Origin of the sequence: Paenibacillus donghaensis (assembly GCF_002192415.1) — a bacterium.
Lineage (GTDB): Bacteria > Bacillota > Bacilli > Paenibacillales > Paenibacillaceae > Paenibacillus_AQ > Paenibacillus_AQ donghaensis.
Window position 1 is genome coordinate 7,992,871 of the sequence record NZ_CP021780.1, and the last position, 26,414, is coordinate 8,019,284.

At 39.8% G+C, this 26,414-nt stretch carries 24 protein-coding genes; 23 read left to right on the forward strand and 1 reads right to left on the reverse strand.

What is annotated here, in order from left to right; translation table 11 throughout:
* Positions 1-36 precede the first annotated feature (36 nt).
* The 12 genes from B9T62_RS36230 to B9T62_RS36285 all read left to right on the forward strand — a co-directional run bounded on the left by B9T62_RS36230 (position 37) and on the right by B9T62_RS36285 (position 13,580).
* Positions 37-1,194, forward strand: a complete 1,158-nt coding sequence (locus tag B9T62_RS36230) for a cobalamin-independent methionine synthase II family protein (protein ID WP_087919680.1) — start codon at positions 37-39, stop codon at positions 1,192-1,194.
* A gap of 183 nt (positions 1,195-1,377) precedes the next feature.
* Positions 1,378-2,073 carry a response regulator transcription factor gene (locus B9T62_RS36235; protein ID WP_087919681.1) on the forward strand — a complete coding sequence of 232 codons (696 nt, stop codon included), beginning with the start codon at positions 1,378-1,380 and terminating at the stop codon, positions 2,071-2,073.
* 3 nt (positions 2,074-2,076) lie between these two features.
* Positions 2,077-3,003 carry a sensor histidine kinase gene (locus tag B9T62_RS36240; protein ID WP_087919682.1) on the forward strand — a complete coding sequence of 309 codons (927 nt, stop codon included), beginning with the start codon at positions 2,077-2,079 and terminating at the stop codon, positions 3,001-3,003.
* Between the two features lie 75 nt (positions 3,004-3,078).
* Positions 3,079-4,002: an ABC transporter ATP-binding protein gene (locus B9T62_RS36245; RefSeq protein ID WP_087919683.1), complete on the forward strand. Its 924-nt coding sequence runs from the start codon at positions 3,079-3,081 to the stop codon at positions 4,000-4,002.
* Positions 3,986-4,765 carry an ABC transporter permease gene (locus tag B9T62_RS36250; RefSeq protein ID WP_245864726.1) on the forward strand — a complete coding sequence of 260 codons (780 nt, stop codon included), beginning with the start codon at positions 3,986-3,988 and terminating at the stop codon, positions 4,763-4,765. The genes B9T62_RS36245 and B9T62_RS36250 overlap by 17 nt, the downstream gene beginning before the upstream one ends.
* Positions 4,766-4,783: 18 nt before the next feature.
* Positions 4,784-5,596, forward strand: a complete 813-nt coding sequence (locus tag B9T62_RS36255) for an ABC transporter permease (RefSeq protein WP_087919685.1) — start codon at positions 4,784-4,786, stop codon at positions 5,594-5,596.
* Positions 5,597-5,623: 27 nt separating this feature from the next.
* Entirely contained in the window at positions 5,624-6,133 is a 510-nt protein-coding gene (locus tag B9T62_RS36260; protein WP_245864237.1) for a hypothetical protein, read from the forward strand.
* 178 nt (positions 6,134-6,311) lie between these two features.
* Positions 6,312-7,385, forward strand: coding sequence for an ABC transporter substrate-binding protein (locus tag B9T62_RS36265; RefSeq protein WP_087919686.1), 1,074 nt, complete (start codon positions 6,312-6,314; stop codon positions 7,383-7,385).
* 1 nt (position 7,386) lies between these two features.
* Positions 7,387-8,163: an IucA/IucC family C-terminal-domain containing protein gene (locus B9T62_RS36270; protein ID WP_087919687.1), complete on the forward strand. Its 777-nt coding sequence runs from the start codon at positions 7,387-7,389 to the stop codon at positions 8,161-8,163.
* A 51-nt stretch (positions 8,164-8,214) separates the two neighbouring features.
* Positions 8,215-9,936 carry a helix-turn-helix domain-containing protein gene (locus tag B9T62_RS36275; protein WP_087919688.1) on the forward strand — a complete coding sequence of 574 codons (1,722 nt, stop codon included), beginning with the start codon at positions 8,215-8,217 and terminating at the stop codon, positions 9,934-9,936.
* A 189-nt stretch (positions 9,937-10,125) separates the two neighbouring features.
* Positions 10,126-11,859 (forward strand): ABC transporter ATP-binding protein, encoded by a 1,734-nt coding sequence (locus B9T62_RS36280; protein ID WP_169834492.1) that lies wholly within the window; start codon positions 10,126-10,128, stop codon positions 11,857-11,859.
* Complete coding sequence (locus tag B9T62_RS36285; protein WP_087919690.1) at positions 11,856-13,580, forward strand: ABC transporter ATP-binding protein; 1,725 nt, start codon at positions 11,856-11,858, stop codon at positions 13,578-13,580. The genes B9T62_RS36280 and B9T62_RS36285 overlap by 4 nt, the downstream gene beginning before the upstream one ends.
* A gap of 59 nt (positions 13,581-13,639) precedes the next feature.
* Here B9T62_RS36285 and B9T62_RS36290 read toward each other — a convergent pair whose 3' ends face one another.
* Positions 13,640-14,194, reverse strand: coding sequence for a dihydrofolate reductase family protein (locus B9T62_RS36290; protein WP_087919691.1), 555 nt, complete (start codon positions 14,192-14,194; stop codon positions 13,640-13,642).
* Between the two features lie 949 nt (positions 14,195-15,143).
* Here B9T62_RS36290 and B9T62_RS36295 point away from each other — a divergent pair.
* The 11 genes from B9T62_RS36295 (at position 15,144) to B9T62_RS36345 (ending at position 26,403) form a co-directional block, all read left to right on the forward strand.
* Entirely contained in the window at positions 15,144-15,821 is a 678-nt protein-coding gene (locus B9T62_RS36295) for a LytTR family DNA-binding domain-containing protein (RefSeq protein ID WP_087919692.1), read from the forward strand.
* Between the two features lie 155 nt (positions 15,822-15,976).
* A complete protein-coding gene (locus tag B9T62_RS36300; protein WP_087919693.1) occupies positions 15,977-16,819 on the forward strand; it encodes a sugar phosphate isomerase/epimerase family protein in 843 nt (280 codons plus the stop codon).
* On the forward strand, positions 16,819-17,556 hold the full coding sequence (fabG, locus tag B9T62_RS36305; RefSeq protein ID WP_087919694.1) for a 3-oxoacyl-ACP reductase FabG: 738 nt from the start codon (positions 16,819-16,821) through the stop codon (positions 17,554-17,556). The genes B9T62_RS36300 and fabG overlap by 1 nt, the downstream gene beginning before the upstream one ends.
* Entirely contained in the window at positions 17,553-18,632 is a 1,080-nt protein-coding gene (locus B9T62_RS36310) for a BtrH N-terminal domain-containing protein (RefSeq protein WP_087919695.1), read from the forward strand. Before fabG ends, B9T62_RS36310 begins: the two co-directional genes overlap by 4 nt.
* 1 nt (position 18,633) lies before the next feature.
* Positions 18,634-19,791 carry a tyrosine decarboxylase MfnA gene (gene mfnA / locus B9T62_RS36315; RefSeq protein WP_087919696.1) on the forward strand — a complete coding sequence of 386 codons (1,158 nt, stop codon included), beginning with the start codon at positions 18,634-18,636 and terminating at the stop codon, positions 19,789-19,791.
* Complete coding sequence (locus B9T62_RS36320) at positions 19,788-20,444, forward strand: class I SAM-dependent methyltransferase (protein WP_087919697.1); 657 nt, start codon at positions 19,788-19,790, stop codon at positions 20,442-20,444. Before mfnA ends, B9T62_RS36320 begins: the two co-directional genes overlap by 4 nt.
* Before the next feature lie 2 nt (positions 20,445-20,446).
* Positions 20,447-21,796 carry a phenylacetate--CoA ligase family protein gene (locus tag B9T62_RS36325; protein WP_087919698.1) on the forward strand — a complete coding sequence of 450 codons (1,350 nt, stop codon included), beginning with the start codon at positions 20,447-20,449 and terminating at the stop codon, positions 21,794-21,796.
* A gap of 13 nt (positions 21,797-21,809) precedes the next feature.
* Positions 21,810-22,913, forward strand: a complete 1,104-nt coding sequence (locus tag B9T62_RS36330; RefSeq protein WP_087919699.1) for a 2-deoxy-scyllo-inosose synthase — start codon at positions 21,810-21,812, stop codon at positions 22,911-22,913.
* A gap of 17 nt (positions 22,914-22,930) precedes the next feature.
* Positions 22,931-24,274, forward strand: coding sequence for a phenylacetate--CoA ligase family protein (locus B9T62_RS36335; RefSeq protein WP_087919700.1), 1,344 nt, complete (start codon positions 22,931-22,933; stop codon positions 24,272-24,274).
* A 13-nt stretch (positions 24,275-24,287) separates the two neighbouring features.
* The gene (locus tag B9T62_RS36340; protein ID WP_087919701.1) at positions 24,288-25,091 is read left to right on the forward strand and encodes a carbon-nitrogen hydrolase family protein; all 804 of its coding nucleotides are present in this window, start codon (positions 24,288-24,290) and stop codon (positions 25,089-25,091) included.
* Positions 25,092-25,104: 13 nt separating this feature from the next.
* A complete protein-coding gene (locus B9T62_RS36345) occupies positions 25,105-26,403 on the forward strand; it encodes a TrpB-like pyridoxal phosphate-dependent enzyme (protein WP_087919702.1) in 1,299 nt (432 codons plus the stop codon).
* Positions 26,404-26,414 lie beyond the last annotated feature (11 nt).

Here is a 26,414-nt window from a genome sequence, read left to right on the forward strand (position 1 = left end):
TCAGCAAGAGATATGTTAGATGGAGGAGGATTTTTCATGTGCAATAGATTTCAAATCGTAGGCAGCCTGCTGCGTCCGTCGAATTTATTAGAATATAAACAGCAAATTGAACATCGTGATGATATCCAGTATCCCTTTTACCCGGACTTTGAGGGGTATGAGCAGTGTGAAGCTGAGGCGATTCAGGCTGTAGTCGACAAAGAAATTAACAATGGGTTGTCCATTCTTACGGATGGAGAATATTCCAAATCGATGTGGCATCTGGACTTTGTCTGGGGCTTCCAAGGGGTTGACCGCTATATTGCGGATCATGGATATTTCTTCAAAGATACAGATGGAACTTCCAAATATGAGACTAGAAAAGATATCGGTTTGCGCATTACAGGTGAATTGGATGGAAAGAACCATCATTTCATTCATGCCTATCGTAAGCTTCAAGCCCTTGCTGGCGACCGTGAAACCAAGCTGTGCGTACCTTCTCCATCCCATATTTTTGGTGAGTTATCATGGTCAGATAACATTGGCGGCACAGAAGCCGTTTATAAGGACAGACATGAGCTTAAAAACGGTCTTGTTAAGGCATACAAGGATTTTGTTAAGGAATTTGCTGCTGCTGGAGGACAAATTCTGCAATTCGACGATTGCTTATGGGAGCTATTTGCAGATGATAACCCGAACTCACCATATACTGGCGAGAACATCAATCAAGAGGAAGTACAGGCTCTGGCTACAGAATTTATAGACATTAACAATACAATCATAGATTTTGGTCATAGCTTAGGCCTCAAAATGTGGACTCATAACTGCCGCGGTAACTATGATTCCCGTAATATGGGTGGAGGCTCCTATGCTAAAATTGCTAATCTGTTCTTGAAGCAGCTTAAATACGACCGCTTTTTCCTAGAATGGGATGATGACCGTGCAGGCTCACTTGAGGCGCTTGCGGTGTTCAAAGATAAGCCGGAGACGGAAATTGTACTTGGATTGTTGTCTTCTAAAACCAATACGCTTGACGATGAGGCTCGTGTCATTCAAATGCTTGATGAAGCATCTAAAATTATTGACAAGGATAGACTGCTACTCTCTCATCAGTGCGGTTTCGCGTCCTGCGATGGCGGTAATGAATTAACGGAAGATGAGCAGTGGGCGAAGATTAATCAAGGACAACAGATTGCCCGGCAATATTGGGGTTAATATTTAACTTAGTTAAATAAGGGAGCTTCCCATTCTTAGACTGTCGACGGTATTGTCGGCGGTCTTTTTGTATGAACAGAAGGAGAAGGATGGATACAGCAGATCAGAGGAACAGATATACAGAAAAAGGGGATAAATGTATAATCAATAACCGGAAGATGATAGATACGAGGAGGAAGAATCTTGATAAACAGAATTTTAATTATAGATGATGATAAGGAATTATGTGCTTTGATCAGGCAGTGTGTGGCGGCTGAACGTATAGATGCAGATAGCTGCTATTCTGGCGTTGAGGGACTGACCATGCTCGATAAGAATGACTATCAGCTCATCCTTCTGGATGTGATGATGCCGGGAATGGACGGTTTCCAGACAATGATGACAATACGCCAACAAAGCAGCATTCCCATTCTGATGCTAACTTCTAAACATGACAATACCTCAAAAGTCCGCGGGCTTCGCTCCGGTGCAGATGATTATCTGACCAAGCCCTTTGATATGGAAGAATTGATTGCCCGTGTGGTTTCCCTGATACGCCGATACACACGCTTCAATCTGACGGGAGAGCATTCACATCCGCTGGCCTATCAAGGGCTGACCATAGACTTAGATAGCCGGAGCGTAACCTCACTGCATGGTACGTTTGAATTACCGCCGAAAGAATTTGACCTGTTGCTGTTCTGCGCCAAAAACCAAGGAAGAATCCTGACGAAGCAGCAGATTTACGAGGAAGTTTGGGGCGAGTCATACCTTTTTGATGATAGCAACATTATGGCCATTATCAGCCGCCTCCGTAAAAAGATTGAACCTGACACTGGCACACCATTTTATATCCAGACGGTAAAGGGGATTGGTTATCGTTTTAACAAGGAGGTGTAGGCCGTGATTCTCAATGTAGCTTTGGGCATATTATTTTGCCTTGCAGTCCTCTTCGGTATTACCTGTATGTCCGTACTGATTGGTGTTAAGCGGCAGCTTAAGGACATGATGGATGCCTTGAATGATATTGAGTCCGGAAACGGTAATCGGAGAATTCTTGCCGCAAACAATGAGTTGACCGCAGATCTGGCCTATAAAATCAATGGGATAATTTATCGCTATGAAGGTCAGCTCTCACAGCTCAGAGTAGCGGAAGAAACCAATCGTCAGATGATGACCAGTCTTTCTCATGATGTAAGGACGCCGCTTACTACTTTGATCGGATATATGGATGCAGTTCACAGAGGGATTATAGCTGGCAAAGAGCGGGAGGATTATCTTGAGATTGCAAGACGAAAGGCTCATGACCTGAAAGACTATATAGATATTCTATTCGATTGGTTTAAATTGAACTCAAGTGAGTTTGCCTTATCCATAGAGCAGGTGGAGATTGGGGAGCTGACAAGAAATATTCTGAAGGACTGGATACCTGTTTTTGAGGAAAATCATTTGGAGTACCAAATAGAAATTCCGGAAAAGCCGCTGCTTGCCAAAGTAGATCTGGACGGATATGCCCGCATTGTTAACAATTTGATTCAAAACGTCATTACCCATAGTCAGGCGGTGCAGATTAAAATTGAAATAGCAGAAAAGGAAACGGAAATTGAAATTTACATAGAGGATAATGGAATTGGAATTGAGAAAACCGATTTGCAGCACATCTTTAATAGGTTATATAAATGCGATAAAGGCCGTTCTGATAAGGGAAGTGGATTGGGATTGTCCATTGTCAGGCAGATGGTTGAAAAAATGAACGGCAGAATTACTGTTCAAAGCGAACCCCATCAATATACTGTTTTTACTGTCTATCTATGCAAATTGCAAGGTTAATGCAAGTTAGCGGCAAGGTTAATGCAAGATTGGGGTGATAGACTTATTATCAACAAGGAAAGGAGGTTGTTAAGCTTGAGTGATTTCATAATTGAAACAAACCATCTTACCAAACAATATGGCGAGCAGAAAAGCGTGGCTAACTTGAATATCCATGTAAAAAAAGGCCGCATCTATGGTCTGCTTGGACGAAATGGAGCAGGGAAAACCACAGCAATGAAAATGCTGCTGAATCTGACTAGACCTACTTCTGGAGAGGTTCGGATTTTTGGCAAAAATATTCAGGGGAATGAAAAGAAAATCCTGCCCCGCATTGGCAGCTTAATTGAAGCACCGGGGTTTTATCCGAATTTGACAGGTACAGAAAACCTGAAAATCTTTGCACAGCTTAGAGGTGTTTCCAAGCGTAATGCCGTTCAAAGTGCATTGGAAGTTGTGGGACTGCCATACGGAGATAAAAAGCTGTTCTCTCAGTACTCCCTTGGTATGAAGCAGCGCTTGGCCATTGCTCTTGCCATTATGCACGATCCGGAGCTGCTGATTTTGGATGAGCCGATCAATGGGCTGGATCCCATCGGGATTGCCGAGGTGCGTTCGTTTATCCGGGAGCTGTGCGATGTGAAAGGGAAAACCATTTTAATATCCAGCCATATTCTATCAGAAATCTCCCTGTTGGTGGATGACATTGGAATTATTGACCATGGTGTATTACTGGAGGAAGAAAGTCTAGCTGAGCTGGAAGAAAAGAACGGTAAATACATTCATTTTGTGGTTTCCGATACAGCGCAGGCAGCCAGAATCATAGAGAGAAGCTTTGGGGTGAACAACTTTACAGTGGAGAATGATCACAGCTTACGGCTGTATACTAACAATTTGTCTGTAGCTGCATTAAACCGAACTTTTATTGAAAACGGATTGGAGGTATCGGAAGCCCACATCTGTGAAGATACTTTGGAGGATTACTTCAAACGTATCACCGGAGGTGAAGGCATTGCGTAACCTGCTGCTAAGTGAATTTACAAAATTCAAAAGAAAGAAAATATTTATCTTCGGAATACTGGCAGCTTTAATTTTCCCTATTTTTAACTCCATCCTGCTTGAGGCGAATTATGAAGATATTCAGTCTACGGTAAGAGAGTATAGCGGTTTTATACTGCTTATGCCGATATTAATCGTCCTCGCATCCGTGCTGTTTTTTTCTGAGCAGGATAATGATACACTCAAAAATCTGCTGAGTATTCCTATATCTAAAATGCAGCTTGTATTCGTAAAAATGATCGTTTTGCTGCTTTTTTCGATTTTCTTTCAATTGATAGGGTTTATAACCGGCACTGTAATCGCAGCGATACAAAACATCCCCTTAAACGATTTCTTTTTGCAATTCAACCTGACATTAGCAACAGGGATATTGCTGTGGGCGGCTGCGCTTCCTTGTATTGTGCTGGTTGTATGGTTTAATAAAAGCTACATATTATCGGTTATCATTGTGTTTTTTTACACAATGTTAAATTATATCATGCACTTTAGCGATGGTGTACTGAGGCAGCCTCTGGGGTTCAATGCCGGAACACTTATGCCTATCCCAATGATTTTTCGATGGCTATACCAATTTTACACGCCCATCGGTGATATCCAGATACAGTTTTACAATCGTTTCAGTCCATACTTTGTACCGGCAGCAGTATGTTTTGGTGTGCTTTTGCTGGAAGCGGCGGTCTGCATCTGCTTGATGATCTGCATCTACCGACGCAGAGAAATTTGAAGAAAGGGGGGATCTTTAGTGCTTCGTATTATAAAAACTGAATTTTTGAAATTAAAGCGGTTTCATATTTTGCTCATTGGCCTCATCGGTATGACCCTTCCTGCAGTTTTGTCTGTATTTACACAATCGGTTGTGATGGAGGAAGCTAAAGTACAGAACTTTAACTTTGAGGCGCTTGTTAACAGTTCTATCTGGAACAGTGTAACCATCTTCATGCCTGTAATTTTCACATTGATTGGTGGCTATGTAATCAACCGGGAATATAAAGATGACACTTTGAAGAATATCCTGCCTGTTCCGGTAAGCTTTCAGCGCCTGTTGTTCGGGAAATTGCTGACCATGGGAATCTTAAGTGTGCTGTTCGGGTTTTACAGCTATGCGGTAACGCTGATTGTCGGATGGTTGTCAGGTGTTTCAGGACTGAGCATTGCTGTGCTGTTCACAGGCTTTCTACAGATGCTGGGCATATCGGCTTTTACATATATTGCGCTACTGCCCATCCTTGCGTTTACAAGCAGGAAACCTGGGATTTTCATGGGGGGAGTTATCGTATCCTTTCTATACGGATATATTTCCATGTTTATCAAGAACGTCACGATCCGCAGTGTGTACCCGATCTTGTCAGGACTGACGGTTATGAGATTTGATACGGGAACCTTCATGAATACTTCCGAACCGGGAAATCTTATTTTGTCCATGTTATCCTTAGCGGTTATGCTTTTGCTCACAATTGCAATTGTGATGCTGACAAATCCTCTGCAAACGGTTTTGAAGCGTAAAAAACGCAAATCAGCCGGTATATTCCTCAGACAAGGACAAAAAGGCCGATGATTTCTAATTGGAAGAGTGGAAATGAGGGTGAAAATAGTAATGCTGCTAATGATGTCTATATTGTCTGCCTGTTTGGGTAATGCAACATCGGAGCCTTTTGTAGGAAATATAGATTTGGATAGTGAAACTGAGGAGTTTTTCTATGGAACCTGGAAAGTTGAAAAGATGTTAGGCTTTGCAAATTCATATAATGATGCGTCTGGATATCCAACAGGGCAACAAGTTATTGGTGATGAAATTATAATCAATCAAGATCTCTTTTCATCAAAAGGGTTTGAAAGCTATAAGGCTTATCAATATGAACTAGAAGATCCACACTATAATATTACTGAGATATGCTACAACAAGGACTCTTTTTACAGATTATTTAAAATGGATATGCTGAGTTTAAATGAAAATGATGAAGTGAAAGCATTAAGCGTATCTGACTCGTCTACAGGACTTTCTATACCTGTAAGTTTTTTGGATGTTAATAATGATAGACTTATCCTGATGTTAGAAGCCACACAATTTGAGCTGCAAAGAGTCACTGAGTAAGCAGGAGAATGTGATAAGGCTAAAAAACACGAAATGACTCGTGTCTATGGAACACAATGTCGCATTAATCCGGCTGCAATGTCGCAAAAGTACATGGAAACGGAGTGTGTTGATCGATTATACTCGCATTATGTAATTTGATAATGAAAATCATTATCATACAAAAGGGGGAGTCAGCATGAACAGAGCAACAAAGAGGCAGGCAACCGGCAGCAAGATGAACGCCGCCCAAAAATGTGGACCATTAATGGTATGGATGCTGGCACTGGTACTTGTGCTGACGGCCTGCGGCACTGGAGGGGGCACCAATGCAGGCACAGCCGCACAGCCGTCTGCTGCAGCTTCAGCCGAGCCGTCTCCAGGGTCTGAAACACAGGCTCAGACATCGCCGGAGGCGCAGGCTGCTGCAGCCTTCCCGGTTACCATCCAGCACCTGAAGGGTGAATATACGCTGACCGAGAAGCCGAAGGTGATCGCTGCGCTTGATGTGAAATTCGTCGATCAATTGATAGCGATTGGCGAGCACCCGGCAGGCAGCGTTGTGGCTGGAACGAAGGACGAGTTTCCAGAATATTTAAGCGGCCAACTGGGTGATGTGAAGGTCCTCGGCACACGTGATGAGCCCAATCTTGAGGCTATTGTGGCGTTGAATCCGGATCTTATATTAATGACCGACTTTCAGGAGGAGGTATATGACAGCGTTAGTAAAATCGCGCCTACAATAGTACTCGACTTCTACGAGGATTGGCGGGATACGTTGGCTACCATCGGTACGATAACAGGCAAGCAGGCGGAGGCGGAGGTCGTGCGACAGGCTTACGAGGACAAGATCGTCGGACTGCGGGAGCAGCTGTCGGCGAAGCTGGGCGACGAAACGGTAGCGCTGATTCGCCCGAGACCGGAAGGTATTCGTGTACATGGTCCCGAGCATCGGACCGGAAGCATTCTTTATGAGGATTTGGGATTGAATGTCCCTGCATTCGTCCAGAAGATTAAAGATGAAACCTCCGTTGAAATCTCGATGGAGACGGTCGCTGACATCGGAGCAGATCACTATTTCCTGCTGTCGGATGAACTGTTCGCCAAAGAGGCAGAGGTTCTGGCAAGCAGTCCGGTCTGGAAATCCCTTGATGCAGTCAAGAATAACCGTGCATATAATGTGAATTCAACGCTCTGGATCGCTTACTATGGTCCCATTGCGCTCAACATTATCGTAGATCAGGCCTCGGAAGCGCTGCTGGGATCGCATTGAAATGGACAACTATCTATCGTCGGCCTCCTGGAGGGAAATGGCTGAAGAATACAGTCTGTGGCTAGGCGAGCCGCCGAAAGGCAGCGTCCGTACTATTGCTCTGAGCCAACTGCATGAAGAAGCTGCGTGCCGAGAATATGTAAGCTGGCTTAAGGGTTATATCGGCGCACCGGACATGCAGGTTGCGGCTTCCATGCTGGCCAAGCGGATCGGCTATCTGTGGATCGCGCCGTTGCTGACCGCCATGACTTTTCATAATCAGGAAGTCTTCTTCCCGCTGGACAGAAGCTTCCTTTATCATCCGGCTTTCCCGGATTCTACAGGAGATACGCATTTTCCTTTCCTAGCGCTGAACGGGCTTCGGGCAGCATCACCACCGGAAGATAGGGAAGCGTGGCGGGAAGAAGTCGTAGAGGAGCTTTTTGCGGCACGGCTTGCGCCGCTGCTGGAGACGCTTGCCGCCATTGGCCCCGTCTCTATAGCGGTGCTTTGGGAGAATATTATGGTGCGTATTGCTCCGCTGTATTCTCCTGGAGCAGACGAATTCGGGCAAGAAAGGCAGCGAATACAAGAAGATTTTGCGTTTCTGACCCGGGTGGCCCCCGGGCAATTGTTCGGCGCAAGACGCAATCCGTTTACCCGGTACACAGAGAACAATGACAAGGCTCCGGTTGCGAAGACCAAGCGCATTACCTGCTGTTTCTATTACCGGATGTCGGGGGAATATTGCAGGAAATGCCCGAAAATTGACAATGAGAATGAATCTCAATTAAAATGACAACAGGTACATCCGTTTAGCAAAGGATGCTATTGTCAGGAGATGAGAGAAATGCCGCTGCAAGAGCAGGCAAGTTTATGGAGTGACACGGCGATCAAGACGCTTGACGTGCGCAGCGGTACATTGCCGCCCGGCGGTGTTATGAGCGAAACGGGATTGACGGCTAATCTGTTGTTGCTGGCAGGCGGCGGGCAAGGGGGGCTTGTGATGAATGGTGAATTTTTCCATGTCCAGGCCTCTTTTGTTTGTCATGCTGTCAAGGGATCAGCCTTTACTTTGACTGCGGGATCAGAAAACATTCATTATACCGTTATTATCTACAAGGCCTTTCCTATGGCGGGAGCCGCCCATGTTCTCTTCCCGCAACGTAATCACCCGCTGCGCACTTCGTTTGTTCACCATCCCGTGCTCCCGGCGGAGCTGCATCAGACGGCGGACAGGATCACAGCCAAATGGAGCCGGGGAGAGGGGCTGGAACGTTTCCATGCCAATGCGCTGCTGCAAGGAATGCTCTATGAGCTTATTATGGAGCAGGAACGCGGTCAGGGCGGCGCAGAGCCGGACATGGTGGATGTTGTCGCTGCCTATATAGCGGGGCATTATCGTCAGGAGCTGGAGCTTAAAGAGCTGGCTGCGCTTGCCGGATGCGGCGCGAGACAGCTGCAGCGGCGGTTCAAACAGGAGAAGTTGCTCGGACCGATGGAATATGTGATCCAGCTGCGGATGGAGAGTGCAGAGCGGATGCTGCGCCATACGGACGCTCCCATCGGCGAAATCGCTGAAAGAACAGGCTACCGCGACATGTATTACTTCAGCAGAGCGTTCAAGAAATATTATGGAGTTCCCCCACAGCTGTACAGGCGCACTGCCGCTTCCGGGACCAGTGCGCTCACCGCTTGTTCCGGGCTGCCGGACCGCTTGGCCTGCTCGTACGAGTCGCTGCTGGGACCGGTGATATGCCATATGCGAGGCGAATATCGCGTTACCACTTCTCCGCGGCGAATCGCCGTACTCGACGTTCAATATGCTGACCATTTGCTTGCGCTTGAGATGTCTCCCGCAGGAAGTGTAGGATTGGGTAGTGCGGCGTTAAATTTCCCTCAATATATCCGGGAAAGGCTTAAGGCAACGGAAATGCTCGGAACCTATGAGTACCCTGACCTGCAGGCTGTAGAACGGCTGCGGCCGGATTTGATTATCTGTACCGAGGTGCATGATCAGCACTATGAACGCTTAAGCCGGATGGCTCCAACTATAATGTTTAAGCGCAATGAGAGCTGGCAGACGATTCTGAGCCTGTTCGGCGAACTGACGGGTAAGCGGGCAGAGGCGGAACGTATTATTGCCGATTACCATCGCCGTACGGCATTGCTGTCAGCAGAACTTGCCCCGGTACTGGCGGGTAAGAGCGTGGCTCTGATCCGCCCGCGGGAGTCATTGGTTCGGGTGCATACTGCTTCTCATCGCACCGGCGCCGTACTGTACCGGGACCTGGGTCTGCCTGCTCCGCTATTTGTCGCAGATACCTCCGACACGGCTTATCATATTTCAGTCGACCGACTGCCGGCTGTGCATGCTAACCACTACTTTTTGCTTAGCAACGAGATGCTGCAGGAGGGAATATCCGTGACAGAGCAAAGCGTCTGGGGCATGCTGGATGCAGACGGGCGGCGGCATATATACCCGGTGGATGCCGCTACCTGGATCGGCTGCTATGGACCGACAGGCATCAATTGCATTGTGGATCAGGTAGCCCGCGCCTTGCTGGCCTGAGCGGTGCCAAAGAACTCTTAGCTTGGCGTGAATCCGCTGACAAATATATACAAAACCAAATAGATTCTATTGGGTTTAGCTGGTTGTTGATTCATAAACACCTGTCATTGACAGGTGTTTTTTGAGCTTCTTATATACGAACAATTGTGCTACAATATCTTTTGTGAATATATGGAAAGCGGTGAGTGGATGACCAAAAGGCAATGGGTCACCAAATTTATGCTGATGCACAAATGGGTATTTGTATGCGGGTTCATTATCACTACATTAATGACAATGGTCAATTTGATTTATCCGTTCCTGGGCGGGAAGTTAATCAATATCGCTTTTTATGATAAAGATATGACCGCCTTTTTGGATTTGTGCCTGATCTATGCCGGCATCCTCTTGTTCAATCAGTTTGTCGTTGCGACGCTGAACAATCTCATATCGTCGCAGATGATGACGGGGTTTGTCTTTGATATCCGGCGGGCGCTTTTCAATAAGGTATTACATAAAAAAGGGAAAGACCTGTCCGGGATGTACAGCGGGGATATGATCAGCCTGATGAACCACGACGCCACGGATATTATGAATCTCGTCTTCTGGAGCGGACTTTGGGGATATTCCAACTTATTGCATATCACATTTGCTGTCGGCTTCATGTTTTACTACAACCTACTTCTGGGGGCTTTTACGGTTGTTTTGGTTCCTGCCGTGTTTTTTGCCTCGAAATATTTCAAGACAAGATCGCAAAAGGTCAACAAGGAAATTGCATCAGCACAGGGGAAACTATCCTCTTATTTATTTGAAATCGTGAAGAATATGCAGGAGATCAAAATCCTTAACGCAGGTAAAAAAGTAGCGAGCACTTATCTAAGAAAGACGGCATCCATCCATAAAATGAACGTGGAAAACGGAAGAATCGAAGTGACGACAGAGAGGGTGAATTCATTCATCACTCTGATCGCGCAACTATTGATCTTTATCATCTGCGCCTATTTCATTGTTAAAGACCAAATGCAGCTCGGCGTTTTTGTAGCCGCCATAAGCTATTTCAATATGGCCGTGAATTACTTCAGCTCCATTAACAGCAAAATGGCCGATGTCTGGGTGCAGTCCGTCTCCTTACAGCGTGTCGTGGATATTCTGAATGAAGAGGAAGAAGATTACCAAGAAAACCAGCCTCCGAAACAAATCAAGGAGGGCAGGATTGAATTTAACAATGTCACTTTTGGATACACGGAAGATAGACCTGTTCTGAACGGGTTCAACCTCCGCGTGGATGCAGGAAGCACGATTGGCATTGTCGGGAAGAGTGGTGCGGGGAAAACAACGATGGGGAACCTGCTCTACAATCTATATAATGTTGACAGCGGCGAGCTTCTGATCGACGGAATGAATGTCAATGAGTATAACCTGCATAGCTTGCGGAGCCAGGTGGGGATTGTCCATCAGGAGACTATTCTGTACGATCATACCCTGCGTTACAACCTTTCCTTTACTAACAACAAGGATAATGACGACGCATTGATGGAGGCTATCAAAAAGGCCGCTCTTTATAATGTTGTCCAGACCTTCCCGGACGGACTGGACACGCTGCTTGGGACGGACGGGCAGGAATTATCCGGCGGGCAGAAGCAGCGGTTGGCAATCGCGAGGATATTAGTCAAGAATCCCAAGATTCTGGTCTTCGACGAAGCCACATCGTTCCTCGACAGCCGGAATGAAGTACTTATCCGGAAGGTGATGAGTGATCTGTCGCAAGACCGGACGCTGATAATCATCGCCCACCGTTTTTCCACCATCAAGAGCTGCGATAAAATCGCGGTTCTGGCGGACGGCGTTGTCAAAGGCTATGATACTCACGACGTACTGATTACAAGCAATAAAACGTATATAGACTTATTCAGCGAACAGTATGCAGGAGGTGAAGCTGTATGACACGATTGGACACCTTTAAGGCATTAACCCGGGATATAGACGGTATTAACAAGCCGCTCCTTGCGCTCGGTTTGTTCAAGCTGTGGAACTTAATATTCGGACTTGTCCCTTTGTTCTTGTACTCGTTGTTGGTTAATCGCGTTCTAGTGGATAAGCATATGAACGAGCTTTGGCCTGTCATTGCCGGTTATCTGGCTGTTTTTCTGTTTGCGACCATCGGGATTGCAGTCAGTAAGAGATTTTCAAACCGTTTAATCCTGAAATATGACCTGAGAATAAAGAATAAATTGCTGAAAAAATATATCAGCCTTGATAATGAGGTGTATAGCAATTATAGCATTGGCGACGTCAAGAGCCGGATTGAGAACGATTCTGCGGTTGCCGGTAAATTCTTCACGACTCATATATTGGATTTTATCTATGCTGTCGTTTACGCTGTTGCGCTGGCCGTTATTTTGCTGTGCTACGACTGGCGAATCGCGCTCCTCAGTTTTATTTTTGTTCCGGTCTCTTTATTTACGGTTAATTTTTTGGGAGCAAAGACGAAGAAGACCGGAGAGGAACTATGGAAACTACAAATTAAATATGAATCCTTTTTACACTCCAATTTTCAGAACTGGAAGGATATCAAGACCAACAACCTGGAAGACGCGCAACTCGCTGAATTAAACGGGCACTACAAGAAGATCAGGCCTGTTTGGTTCCTGAATCAGCTCTATTTACATCTGGGGATTACCTATTCGTTCTTCACGAAGAACTTCATTACCCAACTGTTCATCTATTTTATCGGTGGATTATTTGTTATTAAAGGCTATTCTGAAGTCAGTGTACTACTCGTTTTTATTAGCTTTTACGGGCAGTTTTTCGGGTTTATAGAGAACATTAGTAATTCCATGATGAATTTCAAGAATGATTCGGTGAACATCGGTAAAGTTATCGGGATATTAAATTTAGAAGCAGACAAGAGGCCCTATAGGCGAATTGACGGAACAGATATAAATGTTGAAAATCTGGAATTCACCTATGAGGGGAACGTTTCATTTGCTCTTGACGGTATTTCGTTCTCCGTGCGTAAGGGCGAGCATCTGGCTATCGTTGGTGAAAGCGGCAGCGGCAAGTCTACAATCGCTAAACTGCTGACAGGGCAGATTAAACCGCAAGAGGGTACTGTAAGCATTGGTGGCATTGATATATATTCGGTGAACGGCGAAAGTGTCTCAGACAAAGTGAGTATTGTTGTGCAGGAACCCGTTCTTTTCAATATGACGATCAGAGACAACTTGTTGCTGGCAAAGGCCGACGCAACCGATGACGAATTGATAGAGTGCTGCCGCAGAGCGAGTATATATGACTTCACCCAAACCTTGCAGAATAAGATGGATACAATTATCGGTGAAAAGGGTGTGAAACTCTCCGGAGGCCAGAAACAGCGCTTATCGATTGCCCGTGCTTTTTTACAGGACAGGGACATCATCATTTTTGACGAAAGTACAAGCGCCCTTGACAGCGAAAATGAGAGTGACATCATTACAGAACTCAAGAGTCTCTCCTCGGGGAAAACCATGATTTCCATTGCTCACCGTCTATCTTCTATTCTGGACTGCGACAAGGTAATGGTTCTGAAAGATGGCAGGGTGGTAGCCTTTGATACCCATCAAAACCTATGTAACCGAAACGAGACCTATGATTTGCTTTTCCAAAGTCAGTATATGGCAGGTTAATTTAAGGAAACAGAAGCTTAAGGAATGGAGCGGGCGTATGCCCGCTTCATTTTTTTGGTTTATTTCTCATTCAAATGATAGATTAGTTGCACAACGCCAGAGGAGAACTTTCTTGTATTAACCATTGTCAAATTCAGCCTCTGTTTAATATCAATAAACAACGGTTTTCCTTCTCCCAGAATGACTGGGTGAACAGATAATCTAAATTCATCAACAAGCCCTAAATTGATAAAAGTTGTAATAAGACTTGCTCCACCATATAGCCAGATGTCTTTGCCAGGCGTGTTTTTTAATGTATTTACTTCTTCAAGAATATTATCATTTATGAATATTGCTTTAGTGTCAGTCCCTTTTTGTGTCCTGGAAAACACGTATTTTTCTTTACTATGAATTAATTCCCAAGTTTCTTTTTCAGTATCATCTTGTTCAATTCCCGGAGTATATTGTCCCCATAAATCATAGCTTGTTCTTCCATACAAAATAGTGTCAATCTGATTTAAGAAATGAATAAACTCCATCTCAGAATCCATAATGCACCAATCAAGCTCCCCGTTTGTCCCTTCAATAAAACCATCTAAAGTAACTGCTAAATCTAAAATTATTTTCCGGTTCATGATTTGTTACTCCTTTCGTTGATCTACTACCCATTATAAATCTTAAATATGTCATCTTATGTCATATAAAAAAAGAAAGGGTACATTCATCGAGAGGGTATTTTTTGTCTTCTCAAGAGAGGGGGAGATCCATAGGACACTCGGGGATGGGTTACAGCTAAATAAATGTCTTTGTTATCGATGTTGGGTAGTATACAGCTTCTCAGCAACCAGACGTGAAGCTTTTAACGATACGAAAAAGCCACCACTGGCAATCTTGGAAGGTGAGGAAGGGCAAGAGCATTTTTTCAACCGAAGAAGTTCTACTCAAAATGCTCTACCTACAGATGTCACCTGCAAACGGACCGAAGGATACAAATCTGGGGCAGATGTTGCTTCCGTTCTCCATGTTTTTGGAGGTTGCAGGTACGTGCTTACGCTTAATGGAAGTATTTTGGCATAAATGTTGACATAAGGGACAAAGAGAGCATTCGGAGTATTTGATTAAAATAATTTTTTACCGCACAAAATTACTGCTTATGGAAAAAATGCACGACGATCCGGGCTGTGTGGATGGATTGTCATTTTTTGAAGCCGGCCGTAAATGTGCATGGTTTTAATAAAAATTGTCAAACAATTACTATAAAAACCATATATGAGATATAATTGTTTAATACAAAATTCGAGGAGGTTTTTTTGTGACTTTTATAAACTTTTTAGACATAAGGTCATTTATAACTTAGCAGCTGAATTGTTTCATAAAGGAATTGCATCGAAAGCGATCTTGGATAGTGGATATTGTATTCTTCTGTTGATTAGGATTAATCTTAAATGCGTTTCATATTGTAAAAAGTATAACTCTGAATGGAAACCTTGAATCTACCAAACAACTTATAGTTGACCATCCCATCTGTTAATCGGAAAATAATCATTTCTTTCATATCTTAAAAATGAAAAGAGGAAGTGTTTTATGGTTAAAATGGCGATATGTGATGAAAGTTATTTGTGTGAAGTGATAAGGTCTCGTATAGATTTCTTTTTTAAAGGTGAAAATATGAAATATGAAATTAAAGTATATAAAGATAGTTTTGATTTTTTAAAAGATAATCGAATAAATGATTTTGATGTTTTTTTTGTTAACCTCATTGAATTGGGAAATGTTTTGAATACGCTAATGGATTTTCAGTATTTTTCAGATAATAAGATTTCAATAATAGCCTTCTCATTAAATAATGATTTCAATGTTGCATTTGAATTTGTTAAAACTGAACATACGCTTGATGGAGTAATAGAATTTCTACTTAATAAACTAGATACAAATAAAAAATATAAATTTGAATTAAAAGATGGGGTTCAATATGTGAAAGCAGAAGACATTATGTATGTTTATAAAGAAGGAAGAAATGTAGCAATCAAATTGAAAAAAGAGGTATTGATTTTAAAAAGTAGGTCATTGGAAGAAATCTATAAAACACTCTATGACCATAATTTTGCAATGATTCATAGAGGAATGATTATTAATTTTAAGTATGTTAAAAACATAAAGAAGGTAGATAGATTATTGAGTGTAGAAATGGAGGACGGACAAGTATTTTTTGTTTCAAGGAATCAATGTGATTCAATCAAAAAATTGATAAAAGACATATAGCTTGCTCCTCTATGTGAAAAAATGTACAATTCAGTCCATTAAAATGCCTTTATATGCCAATAATGAAAAATATGCTTTTTTTTGTGTTAAGTTTGAACTAGAAATAACGCCCTGAATTATTTAAACATTAGTCTATAGATAGGAGGAAGTAATTGATGAAAGTAAGTTATAACACTAATGGGTTAAGGCATTTAACTATTAAGGAAGCGCTTAAAACAGTTAGAAATTATAATTATGATGGTGTTGAATTATCATTTCATGAAAACCATTTACATCCTTTAATGACTACAAGAAAAGAAGTGGAAGAATTAAAAAACTTCTGCTCAGATCACAATATTATTATTTCTTGTATTTCTGCTGGTGCGGATAATTTATTGGGCGAGATGCCTTTTGAACCATCACTCATAAATCCTAATAAAGCATGCAGATCTGTTAGAAAAGACTTTTTAAAGAGATCTATAGAAATTGCTAATAATTTGAATTCACCTTACTTAGTTTTTGCAAGTGGTAAACTGAAAGATAATATAGACAGGGATATGGCGTATAGCTGGCTTTTAGAATCGATTGAAGAATTGCTCAGTGAATGTGGCGGTTTGACTTTGTTAATTGAACCAGAACCTGAATTTTTAATTAGCACTAGTACTGGAGCTATTCAATTAATAAAAGATAGTAATAATGAACATTTCAAAATGAATCTTGACATAGGGCACGTAAATTGTTGTGAGGACGACTACTTAAATGCCATTGATAAAGCACTCCCTTTCACAAAACACATTCATATTGAAGATATTAAAGATCGTATTCATTATCATGAAATACTAGGACAAGGTCATCTGGATTTCCCCCGAATTTTCAGCATTCTTAGTAAACATAACTATGATGGATTTGTAAGTGTTGAACTATATAATCACACAGGCGTCCATCAAAAGGCATTAAAAGAAAGTTATGAATTTATAAATAAACATATTGAATTATTTCCAAAAGGACAGTTAATTTGATGTTCAATGACAAGATTATATTAATTACGGGTTCGTCAAGGGGCATAGGCAGGGATGTTGCAATTGAATTTTCTAAAAGAAAAGCAATTGTAATTATGAACTATAAAAATGACACAGATATGGCACGCGAGACCTTCGAAATTATTAAAGCCTTCTCTCCAAATTCAATTCAACTCCAAGCGGATATATCCGATCCTGAACAAGTTAAGGCAATGTTCGAGAACATTAAAAAGAAGTTTGGGAGAATTGATATTTTAGTCAATAACGCTGGGATTAGTAACGATAAATTATTTATCAATAGTACAGAAGAAGATTGGATTACATGCATAAACACGAATGTTATAGGATTGATGAGTTGTTGTCATGCGGCTATGAAACGAATGATCAGACAAAAGGCTGGGAAAATCATTAATATCTCTTCAGTAAGTATATATGATAGTAAAATAGGTCAAACATACTATGCGGCTTCAAAGGCGGCTGTAGTAGCCTTCTCAAAAGCTTTGGCTAAAGAAGCAGCAAAATGGAAGGTTAATGTGAATGTGGTAGTTCCGGGTTTGATTTCTACAGATATGACCGATCAGACTATAAAAGATATGGATTCGGAAATAAAAAAGATACCGCTTGGAAGAATAGGAACTCCTCAAGATGTAACATCGTTAATTCTATTTTTATCCGGTGACCAATCAGACTACATTACAGGAGGGGTGTTTACGGTGGATGGTGGGCTGTCCGCATGAAAAAAATGATTGAAGGGTTTGTGTATCATCCAGGTTACCACTGCATTTCCACAACCTTGCAAAACTATTTTAATTATTGGGGATTTAACTTTACGGAAGCAATGGCATTTGGTTTAGACAGTAGTTTAGGTTTTTGCTATAGAAAGCACGATGTGTTAACTAGCATACCGGCCTTCTATACAGGAGGTCGAAATTATACTTGGGTCGATAATATTTGTGAAGTTCTTGAGTTGAGTCACAAAAGACTATTTGAAACGAATGGTGAAAAAGCATGGCAGGATACAAAGGCTTCAATTAATAATAACATTCCAGTTATTGTTGAACTTGATAAATCTAAGCTTGATTACTGGAAGGGAATATTGAGAGAAGTTCCTTTCCATATGGTGCCTCTTGTGGGGTATGACGATAAGCATATTTGGCTAGGTGAAGTTTATGACAAAAAAATCAACGATAAGAGACAGTCAAATAATTTACATGTCACCTCAATTGAATGTGTTAAAAAAGCTAGAGGTGCTGATCTATATTGGGGAAATACCCACAATGCACAGCACATAATTGATGTACCTCAAAATTATAAATTGAGACTGAAAGAAGCAATATATAAAGCGATTAAAAAAAATACTTTGAGTTATTTAAAAGATACAAATGAAGGAAGTCATAAGGCACTCAAATTATTTACCAATGAGGTAGTGAGTTGGCCTGAAATTTTGCCGTTAAAAAAGTTTGATAATAATAGACAGTGTTATGTTTCTCCCTTACGAGCACAACTTATTATAACTGGTAAAATGTTTGACGAAGTTGGTACTGGCGGTGGGAATTTTAGATCATTATATTCTAAGTATTTATATGAAGCTTCAAAAATATTCTCAAATCATCACTTGTTATTGAAAGCTGCAAAAATGATGCACCAATCAAGCCTAAATTGGATAGAGATATCAAAATACTTTCATTATTCAAGTCGATTAGATCATTCGGGAATCTTCATACAATTATTAAAGGTTAAAAAGCTGCTTGAAGAGACTATTGAACTAGAGATGAAGGCGTTTTATTTACTTGAACAATGGGAGGGAACGTAATGTGAGACAAATAGGCTTAAATAGTAATGAGATTATGAAAGAAATACGTGATATTAGAAAAGCAGATATACAATGGCCATTTGTTTTTAATTCAATTTGTTCCGAGCCCTTACATATTGGTGTGGAAGCTTTTATTAAGGGACTAGATACTAATTTGGGAGATAATAGAATCTTTAAAGGAACTGCTAAAGTCGAGAGTAAAGTAATAGAGCTCTTGAAAGAGGTATTTCACGGGCCAGACATGGTTGGAAATATTGTCTCAGGGGGAACAGAAGCGAATTTTCTAGCTCTCCAAGTTGCAAAAAAGATGCGGCCAGAAGTAGAAAAACCTGAAATTCTGTTTACAGAAACAACTCACTATTCTGTATTAAAAGCGATAGAATTTATGGGCCTAAAATACAAAATTGTTGAGACTGATGAAAATTTCTCAATGGATATTAGTGATTTGATTCACAAAATTGGAAAAGATACGATTGCAATTGTTGTAAATGCCGGGAGTAGTGAGTTGGGTTGTATTGATCCTATAGAGCAAATTGCTGAAATTGCACGCGAAAATAAAATCTATCTTCATGTTGATGCAGCTACAGGCGGTTTCATCATCCCATTTGCCAAAAAATTAGGATATTCATTGCCGGAATTTGATTTTTCTATAGATGGAGTTAGTTCAATCACAGTGGATCCACATAAATATGGACTTGCTCCCATTCCTGCTGGCGGTATTCTCTTTAAGAACAAAGATATCCAAAACTACTTAACTTTTAATTCATATTTTTATGGGACACAAGCACATACTACGTTATCTGGCACTAGAGGTGGGGCTAGTGTACTCGCGGTATATGCAATTTTGGAATATTTGGGAATGGAAGGGTTCATCCAGATAACAAAAAAAAATTATGAAAGTACGGAATATTTGATTGAACGATTAGAACAGTTGGGTTATACATTGGTCTGTACTCCTCAATTAAATATCGTTACCTTTTATGTAGATAATGCACATAATCTGATGAATCAACTAGAAACAAAGGGGTTTATTGTATCTGTTTCAAGAAGATTTAAAAATGCATTAAGAATAGTTATAAATAATCATTTGAATATAGACTTGATAGATAAGTTTGTAGAGATGCTAATAACAATAGATGTTAAGGAGACGAGTCAATGAAAAAAGAAAGTGCTATGAAAAGCTACTCCTCTCAAGAACTGGAAAAAGTAGTTCATTATTTGGATGGTCCTTTAAGAATCGCGTTAAAGGAAAATGAAGCTGTAATTTTACATGCGGATCTAAAAGAAGGTGATTGTGTCCTTGATATAGGATGTGGAACTGGATTTTTAAGTTTGATAGCTGCTCAAAAGGTTAATGCAAGCGGAAAAGTGATTGGAATGGATTCGAGACAAGAAATGCTTGATGTAATGCAAAAAAAAGCAGAGAAGCGGGGGCTTGATCATATTATTAAGCCTTGTTTAGGGGATGCTTGCTCTTTGGAATTTTCGGATAATTGCTTTGATGCTGTAGTTATGTCCTATGTACTTCATGAAAATAGTGAACGTACTGAGATTTTATTAAGCGAAATCTATCGTGTTTTGAAACCTGGGAAAAAACTAGTGATATCTGATTTTATTAAAGTAGCAGATCCCGAACGAAATAAGGAAATCGAAGCTTGGCATAAAGGAACGGATCCTGAATCAGATGCAGATGAAGTTCACTTGAAATTTTCACTATCCGATTATATTAGCTTATTTGAGAAAAGTAATTTTAAAGATGTAAAGGGTGAGATTTGGATTGAGTTTCAGGGAATTGTTGAAGGGAGAAAATAAGAATGCCAACTGTTGATTCACGTATAAATATGTTGAAATACAGTTTGGAGCTAAAACTAGAAATGATTGAATCATTAGCATCAGAAATTAACGAAGAAAATAAAACAAACTTTAATGAATTCGAAGCCTCATTTTTAAAGAAAATAAATAATTTTATTAACAACTCTGACTTTTATAAAAGATATTATGAACTTGATGCAACTCAGATAGTGAAAATAGAAAATATAAATCAGTTTCAAGAACTACCTTTACTTCCTCGAAAAAAACTAGAAGAATCCTACCCTTTAAAGGCATTATCAGCTAAAGTTTCGGATTTAAGTCACTATTCGGAATCAGTTTCAGCAGATTGCCCTATTTCCTTTTTTTATTCCAGACACAGTTGGTTTCACGATCATATTACCGTTTCAAACGAATTACTAGGTGAAATTACACCCAAAGATATAGTTGTAGTGGCATCACCATATGAATTGTCTATTGCAGCCCAAGAGTTAGAGCGAGTATTTGAAATTTTAGGTGCTACGATAATTTCGTGTGGAATATTTAACGAAGTTTGTCCATGGGATAGGTTTTTTAACTTATTATCTTCAGTGAAACCTAATGTACTAGTTTGTTCAGCTACTCATTCTTTTATAATAGCGGATGTTGCAACTAAAATGGGGTTTGATCTAAAAAGGGATTTCAATATAAATAAAGTTATTAACGTATCAGAAAATCTATGTAAAGCAAAACGGAATAGAGTTGCGAAGATATGGGATGCAACAGTCTTTGATTTGTATTCAATTGATGGGCTTCCTCCATTGGGTGTTTCAGATGAAAATGGAGATATTTTGTTGATGGATAAAAAGTTTTATTTTGAGATTATAGATATTTATACCAATCAAGTGTTAGTTGAAAAGCAAGTAGGAGAGCTTGTCATAACGTCTTTAGATAATGAGGCATTGCCTCTAATCAGATATAGAACTGGCGAATTAGCATCTTTATCTTATAGGAAAGATGAATTTGATAATAGTCGGACTGTTCTCAAACGTTATGGTAAATCGAGCAATAAGATCTCGGTCCATAATCAAACGCTCACCTATCAGGAAATTGAAAATATTTTGTTTAGCAGTGGGCTCCAAGACAAATATTATGATGTTGAATATAACGAAAATAGCATATCAATTTATATGGATGCTATTAATCCAGATCTGTTCGAAAGTAGTAAAGAGGATATATTATGTCGATTCCCAAGCTCATTGAGAGATTATGTAAAGCTGAAAGCTTATACACAAGATGAGCGGGAATTAAAGTTAGCGAGTATGCAAAATATTAATTCTAATCAGAAGTCCTTTAATTTTCATAAAATTTACTAAAAGGAGCTTGAAGATGATTAAAGAAATAGTTTTGGAAACGTTTTTGCAGGAGTCAACCCCTATTTATTTAGGTAGTAAGATCTGGGAAAGCGTTTTACCCGAGAAAATGAATGAGTTAAAAACAGATAAGTATTTCTTAATAACAGATTTCAATATAATGAATATTTATGGCCAAACACTTTATGATTTTTTAAGTAAGAATTATCCAGTGGAATTAATTGTTTTGCCTGCAGGTGAAGTAAACAAAAATAATATGACCTGCAATTACTTAATTGAGGAGCTATTTGAAAGAAACATAACTAAAAGTTCAGTTTTGATTGCTTTTGGAGGAGGAGTAATAGGAAATATAGTTGGGTTAGCTGCTGCTTTAATTTTTAGAGGAATAAGATTTTTTCATATTCCTATTACTTTTATGTCACAAACGGATAGTATACTGAGCCGGAAACAAGCTATAAATTCTATGTCTGGGAAAAACATGATTGGATCTTATTACACACCACTTTTTAATTTTGTGGATACTTCCTTTCTGCTTAGTGAGCCTGAGAGACTTGTTAGGGGGGCTTTGGTAGAAACAATTAAAAATGGATTGATATTTAATAGAAATTTCTTTTATGAGATGAAAGAGAGAATAAATAAGGGGCTGGTCTTTAATGAAGAGAACTTATTTGATCTCGTTAAGATAAGTATCTTGTCAAAGTTACCAATTATTAAAAATGATCCATCTGAAAAGGCTCTTGGAATGATACTTGAATACGGCCATACCACAGGGCATGCGATAGAAAAATTATTAAAAGGAAAATACTCCCATGGAGAATGCGTATCTATAGGGATGATAATTGCTGCTCGTATTAGTAATAAATTAGGTCTTTTAAGTCATGATGAAGTAGAAGAGCACCTCGATATATTACAGGCACTGGGAACTCCAACGAAAGTTCCGGATGTGCTTAATTCTGAGACAATAATGAGACGTATGGAACTAGACAACAAAAAGGATATTCATGGTATTAGATTTGTTCTGCTAAATGAAATAGGCTCCTGCATTGAGGGACCAGAACAAAGTTATATGGTAGAGGTAAACCCGGAGATTCAAAAAGAAGCGATCAATGATTCCTTTTAACTTGGGAGGGCGTTCGATTGATTACTAAAAATAGCATAGATCAACTTAAAAGAGAATCTGAATTAAAACTGGACTCCTTAAAAAATCTGGAGGATACACAAAGTTTATCTAAAGAACAAAAAAAATCGTATATTGAGCAGAAGCTGATTAAAGAAATTCATTATGCTGCTGAAAACTCGCATTTTTATTCTAAATTCTACAAAGATAACCTTATTGATATTCAATCTATTCAAAAGGAGTCAGACCTGCAAAAATTACCATTCACAACGAAGGAACATTTACGGGAACAATATCCATTTGGACTATTGGCTTCGAGTCTTGAAAAAGTTAGTCATTATGCGGAAAGCACCGGAACGACAGGTGTTCCGACCTCTGCATACTTTTCTCAGAAGGATTGGTTCCAAAATAATATTTATGTAGCCTACAGACTAATGGATTTATTCTCAGAGGACGATATCGCAATAATTTCAGCACCGTATGAATTATCTGTTCCAGCCCAGGATCTTGAGAAAACATTTGATTTAATAGGAATTACTCAAGTGGCATGTGGTGTACTTAATGAATTTTGTTCATGGGAAAAGACAGTAGATCTTATATATAAAGTTCAGCCTACAATTATGGTGGCTTCAGGAACTAGAGTGCTGCTGCTGTCAGAAGTTGCTCAAAAAATGGGATACTGTGCGAAAATGGACTTTTCCGTTAAAAAGATTTTAAACATCGGAGAAACAGCGAATCAATCCAAAGCAAAGAAAATTAATGAAATATGGGGAGCCGATGTTTTTAATGCTTATGGAATGACCGAAACCTGTTCTTTGGCAATTACTTGTCATCATGGAAATATGCATATTATGGATGATAGATATAATTACGAGGTTATTGATGTTCAGAGCGGACATAACATAAAAGGTGAGGGCAAAGGAGAACTGGTTATAACTAGCCTGGAAAATGAAGTGATGCCCTTAATTAGATATAAAACAAATGACCAAGTGAGCATTAGCACTCAGCCCTGCGAATGTGGCAACACAGCGGATATTATGCAGCATTATGGAAGGATTGATGATGTAATTCGTATAGGTGAATGGCAGATTTCATATTTGAAATTAGAAGAGTTTATTATGAGTTGTGAGAGTCATAATAAGTTCTATCGTGTGGAATATGATAATAAGCAAATGAACATAACGGTTGATTTGAAAGAAAGCTATAGTGCCGATTTTATAACAGAAGAATTACAAAGTAACTTTCCTGAATCTGTTAGAGACAACATTATAATAAATATCTTCGATAAGGAAGAAAGGGAAGAATATATTGAATACTTGAAAAAAAGTTTAAAGCCATTCTCGAAAATGTTTGTTAAGAAGTGAATGAGGTGATGAAATGGTTAATGTGGGAATGGTTCAGTTAAATATTAATACCTACAAACAAGAGGAATTCTTTAATAAATGTGAGATTTATATTGAGGAATGCTCACGGAATAATGTGCAATTAGTATGTTTTCCAGAGTGTTTTAATTATCAGCTTGAATTGGGAAATTCGCTTAATAATCAATTCGATTCAGAAGATTCAAAGGAGTGTATTGATTTTATCCTTAAAATGGCAAGGAAATACAAATTATATATAGTCTGTGGCACTTTAATTTCAGAAAATAGTAAATTGTACAACACCGCTATTGTAGTATCTCCTGAAGGGGAATTACTCGGTATGCACAAAAAAATCAATCTTACTTTTTTCGAGAAGGAAATTATTACTGCCGGCGAAAATGTACATTGTTATGAGACACATGTTGGAAAAATCGGGTTATTGCTTGGCAATGATATTAATTCATTTACAATATGCCAAAAATTGTTGGATGAAAATGTAGAGGTTCTGATTTGTCTAGTTCAAATTCCATCAGAATTTTCGGACTCGTATTTATCGATAGTAAAAGCAAGGACAATTGATTTAGATTGTTTTATAGTTGTCGCTTCTGGTTGTGGGATAAAAGATAATACAAATTTAACTTTTAAAGGGATAAGCAATGTTTATAGTAATCCGCATCTATCCGGCAATAATAAATTATTTGAAATGGATCATGGAAAAGATGCCTTTTTTGAAGGAGTAGTTTATGGAAATTATGATTTGGAGTCATTTAGAAATAAAAGAAATCAAGTGTATAGACCAAATAAAATAACGATAAGTTAGGAGAATATAATCCATGCAGAAAAATATGTTTTTTCTAAAAGAACAAGATCTCCCTACTCAATGGTTAAATATAAAATCTGTGCTACCAGACAAACTTCCTCCATTAAAGGAACCGAATGATGACAGAGGGTCAAGGCTGGATGTTATCAAGAAAATAAGAACAAAAGCTATGTTAGATCAGGATGGTACTGAAGAGAAGTGGGTCGACATTCCAGGTGAAGTATTAGATAAATATATACAAGTTGGCAGATCAACTCCGTTAATGAGAGCGATAGAATTAGAGCAATATTTAGATACCCCAGCAAAAATATATATAAAAAGAGAAGATTTTTTACCTACACATAGTTTTAAATTGAATACGGCAATACCACAAGCATACTACGCAAAAAATGAGAACGTAAAAGGATTAATAAGCGAGACCGGTGCAGGTCAGTGGGGGTTAGGTCTGTCATATGCATGTAACATGTTTAATATTGAAGCCATTGTGTTCTGGGTGAGAATTTCAATGGAGCAAAAACCATTCCGGAAATACTGGAGTGAAATGCTTGGGGGGAAAATATATCCTTCGCCTAGCAAGTTAACAAGTTCAGGACGGATTTTGTTGGAAAAAGATCCTAATAGCTATGGCTCTTTAGGAACAGCAATTGGTGATGCAATTAGTTATACGTTGGAGAATGAAGAATACAAATATGCGTCAGGTAGTAATTTAAATCATGTATTACTGCACCAATCTATAATAGGGTTAGAAACCTATAGACAATTGGAGATAGCAGGGGATATGCCTGATACAGTTATTGCTTGCTGTGGTGGGGGCAGTAATCTCGGCGGAATTATGGCTCCATTCATACAGGCAAAAGTGGAGAACCCTTCAAATATTAAACTATTGGCGGTAGAATCGAATGCTTCTCCAAGATTAAGCAAGGGTGAATACAAATATGACTTTTCAGATCCATTAGGAATTACTCCACTAACTCTATCCTATACAATGGGACATGATTTTATGCCCCCATCCTCTCATGTAGGCGGACTACGTCAACATAATGGCTCCCCTATGGTAGGTATGCTCAGAAATAAGGGAATACTTGATGCGGTTTCTTATGATCAAGAGGAGATCTTTGAAGCGGGAAGGTTATTTACCAAATTGTATGGCAGCATTCCCGCACCTGAAACTTGTCATGCGATTAAAGCAACGATCGACGAGGCACTTTCTGCAAAAGTAAATAATGAAAAAAAGACAATCTTAATGTGTTTTAGTGGAAATGGACTACTTGACCTAAATGGGTACATTGAGAGTTCTGATAAAAAACGGTGAGGGGTGATAAT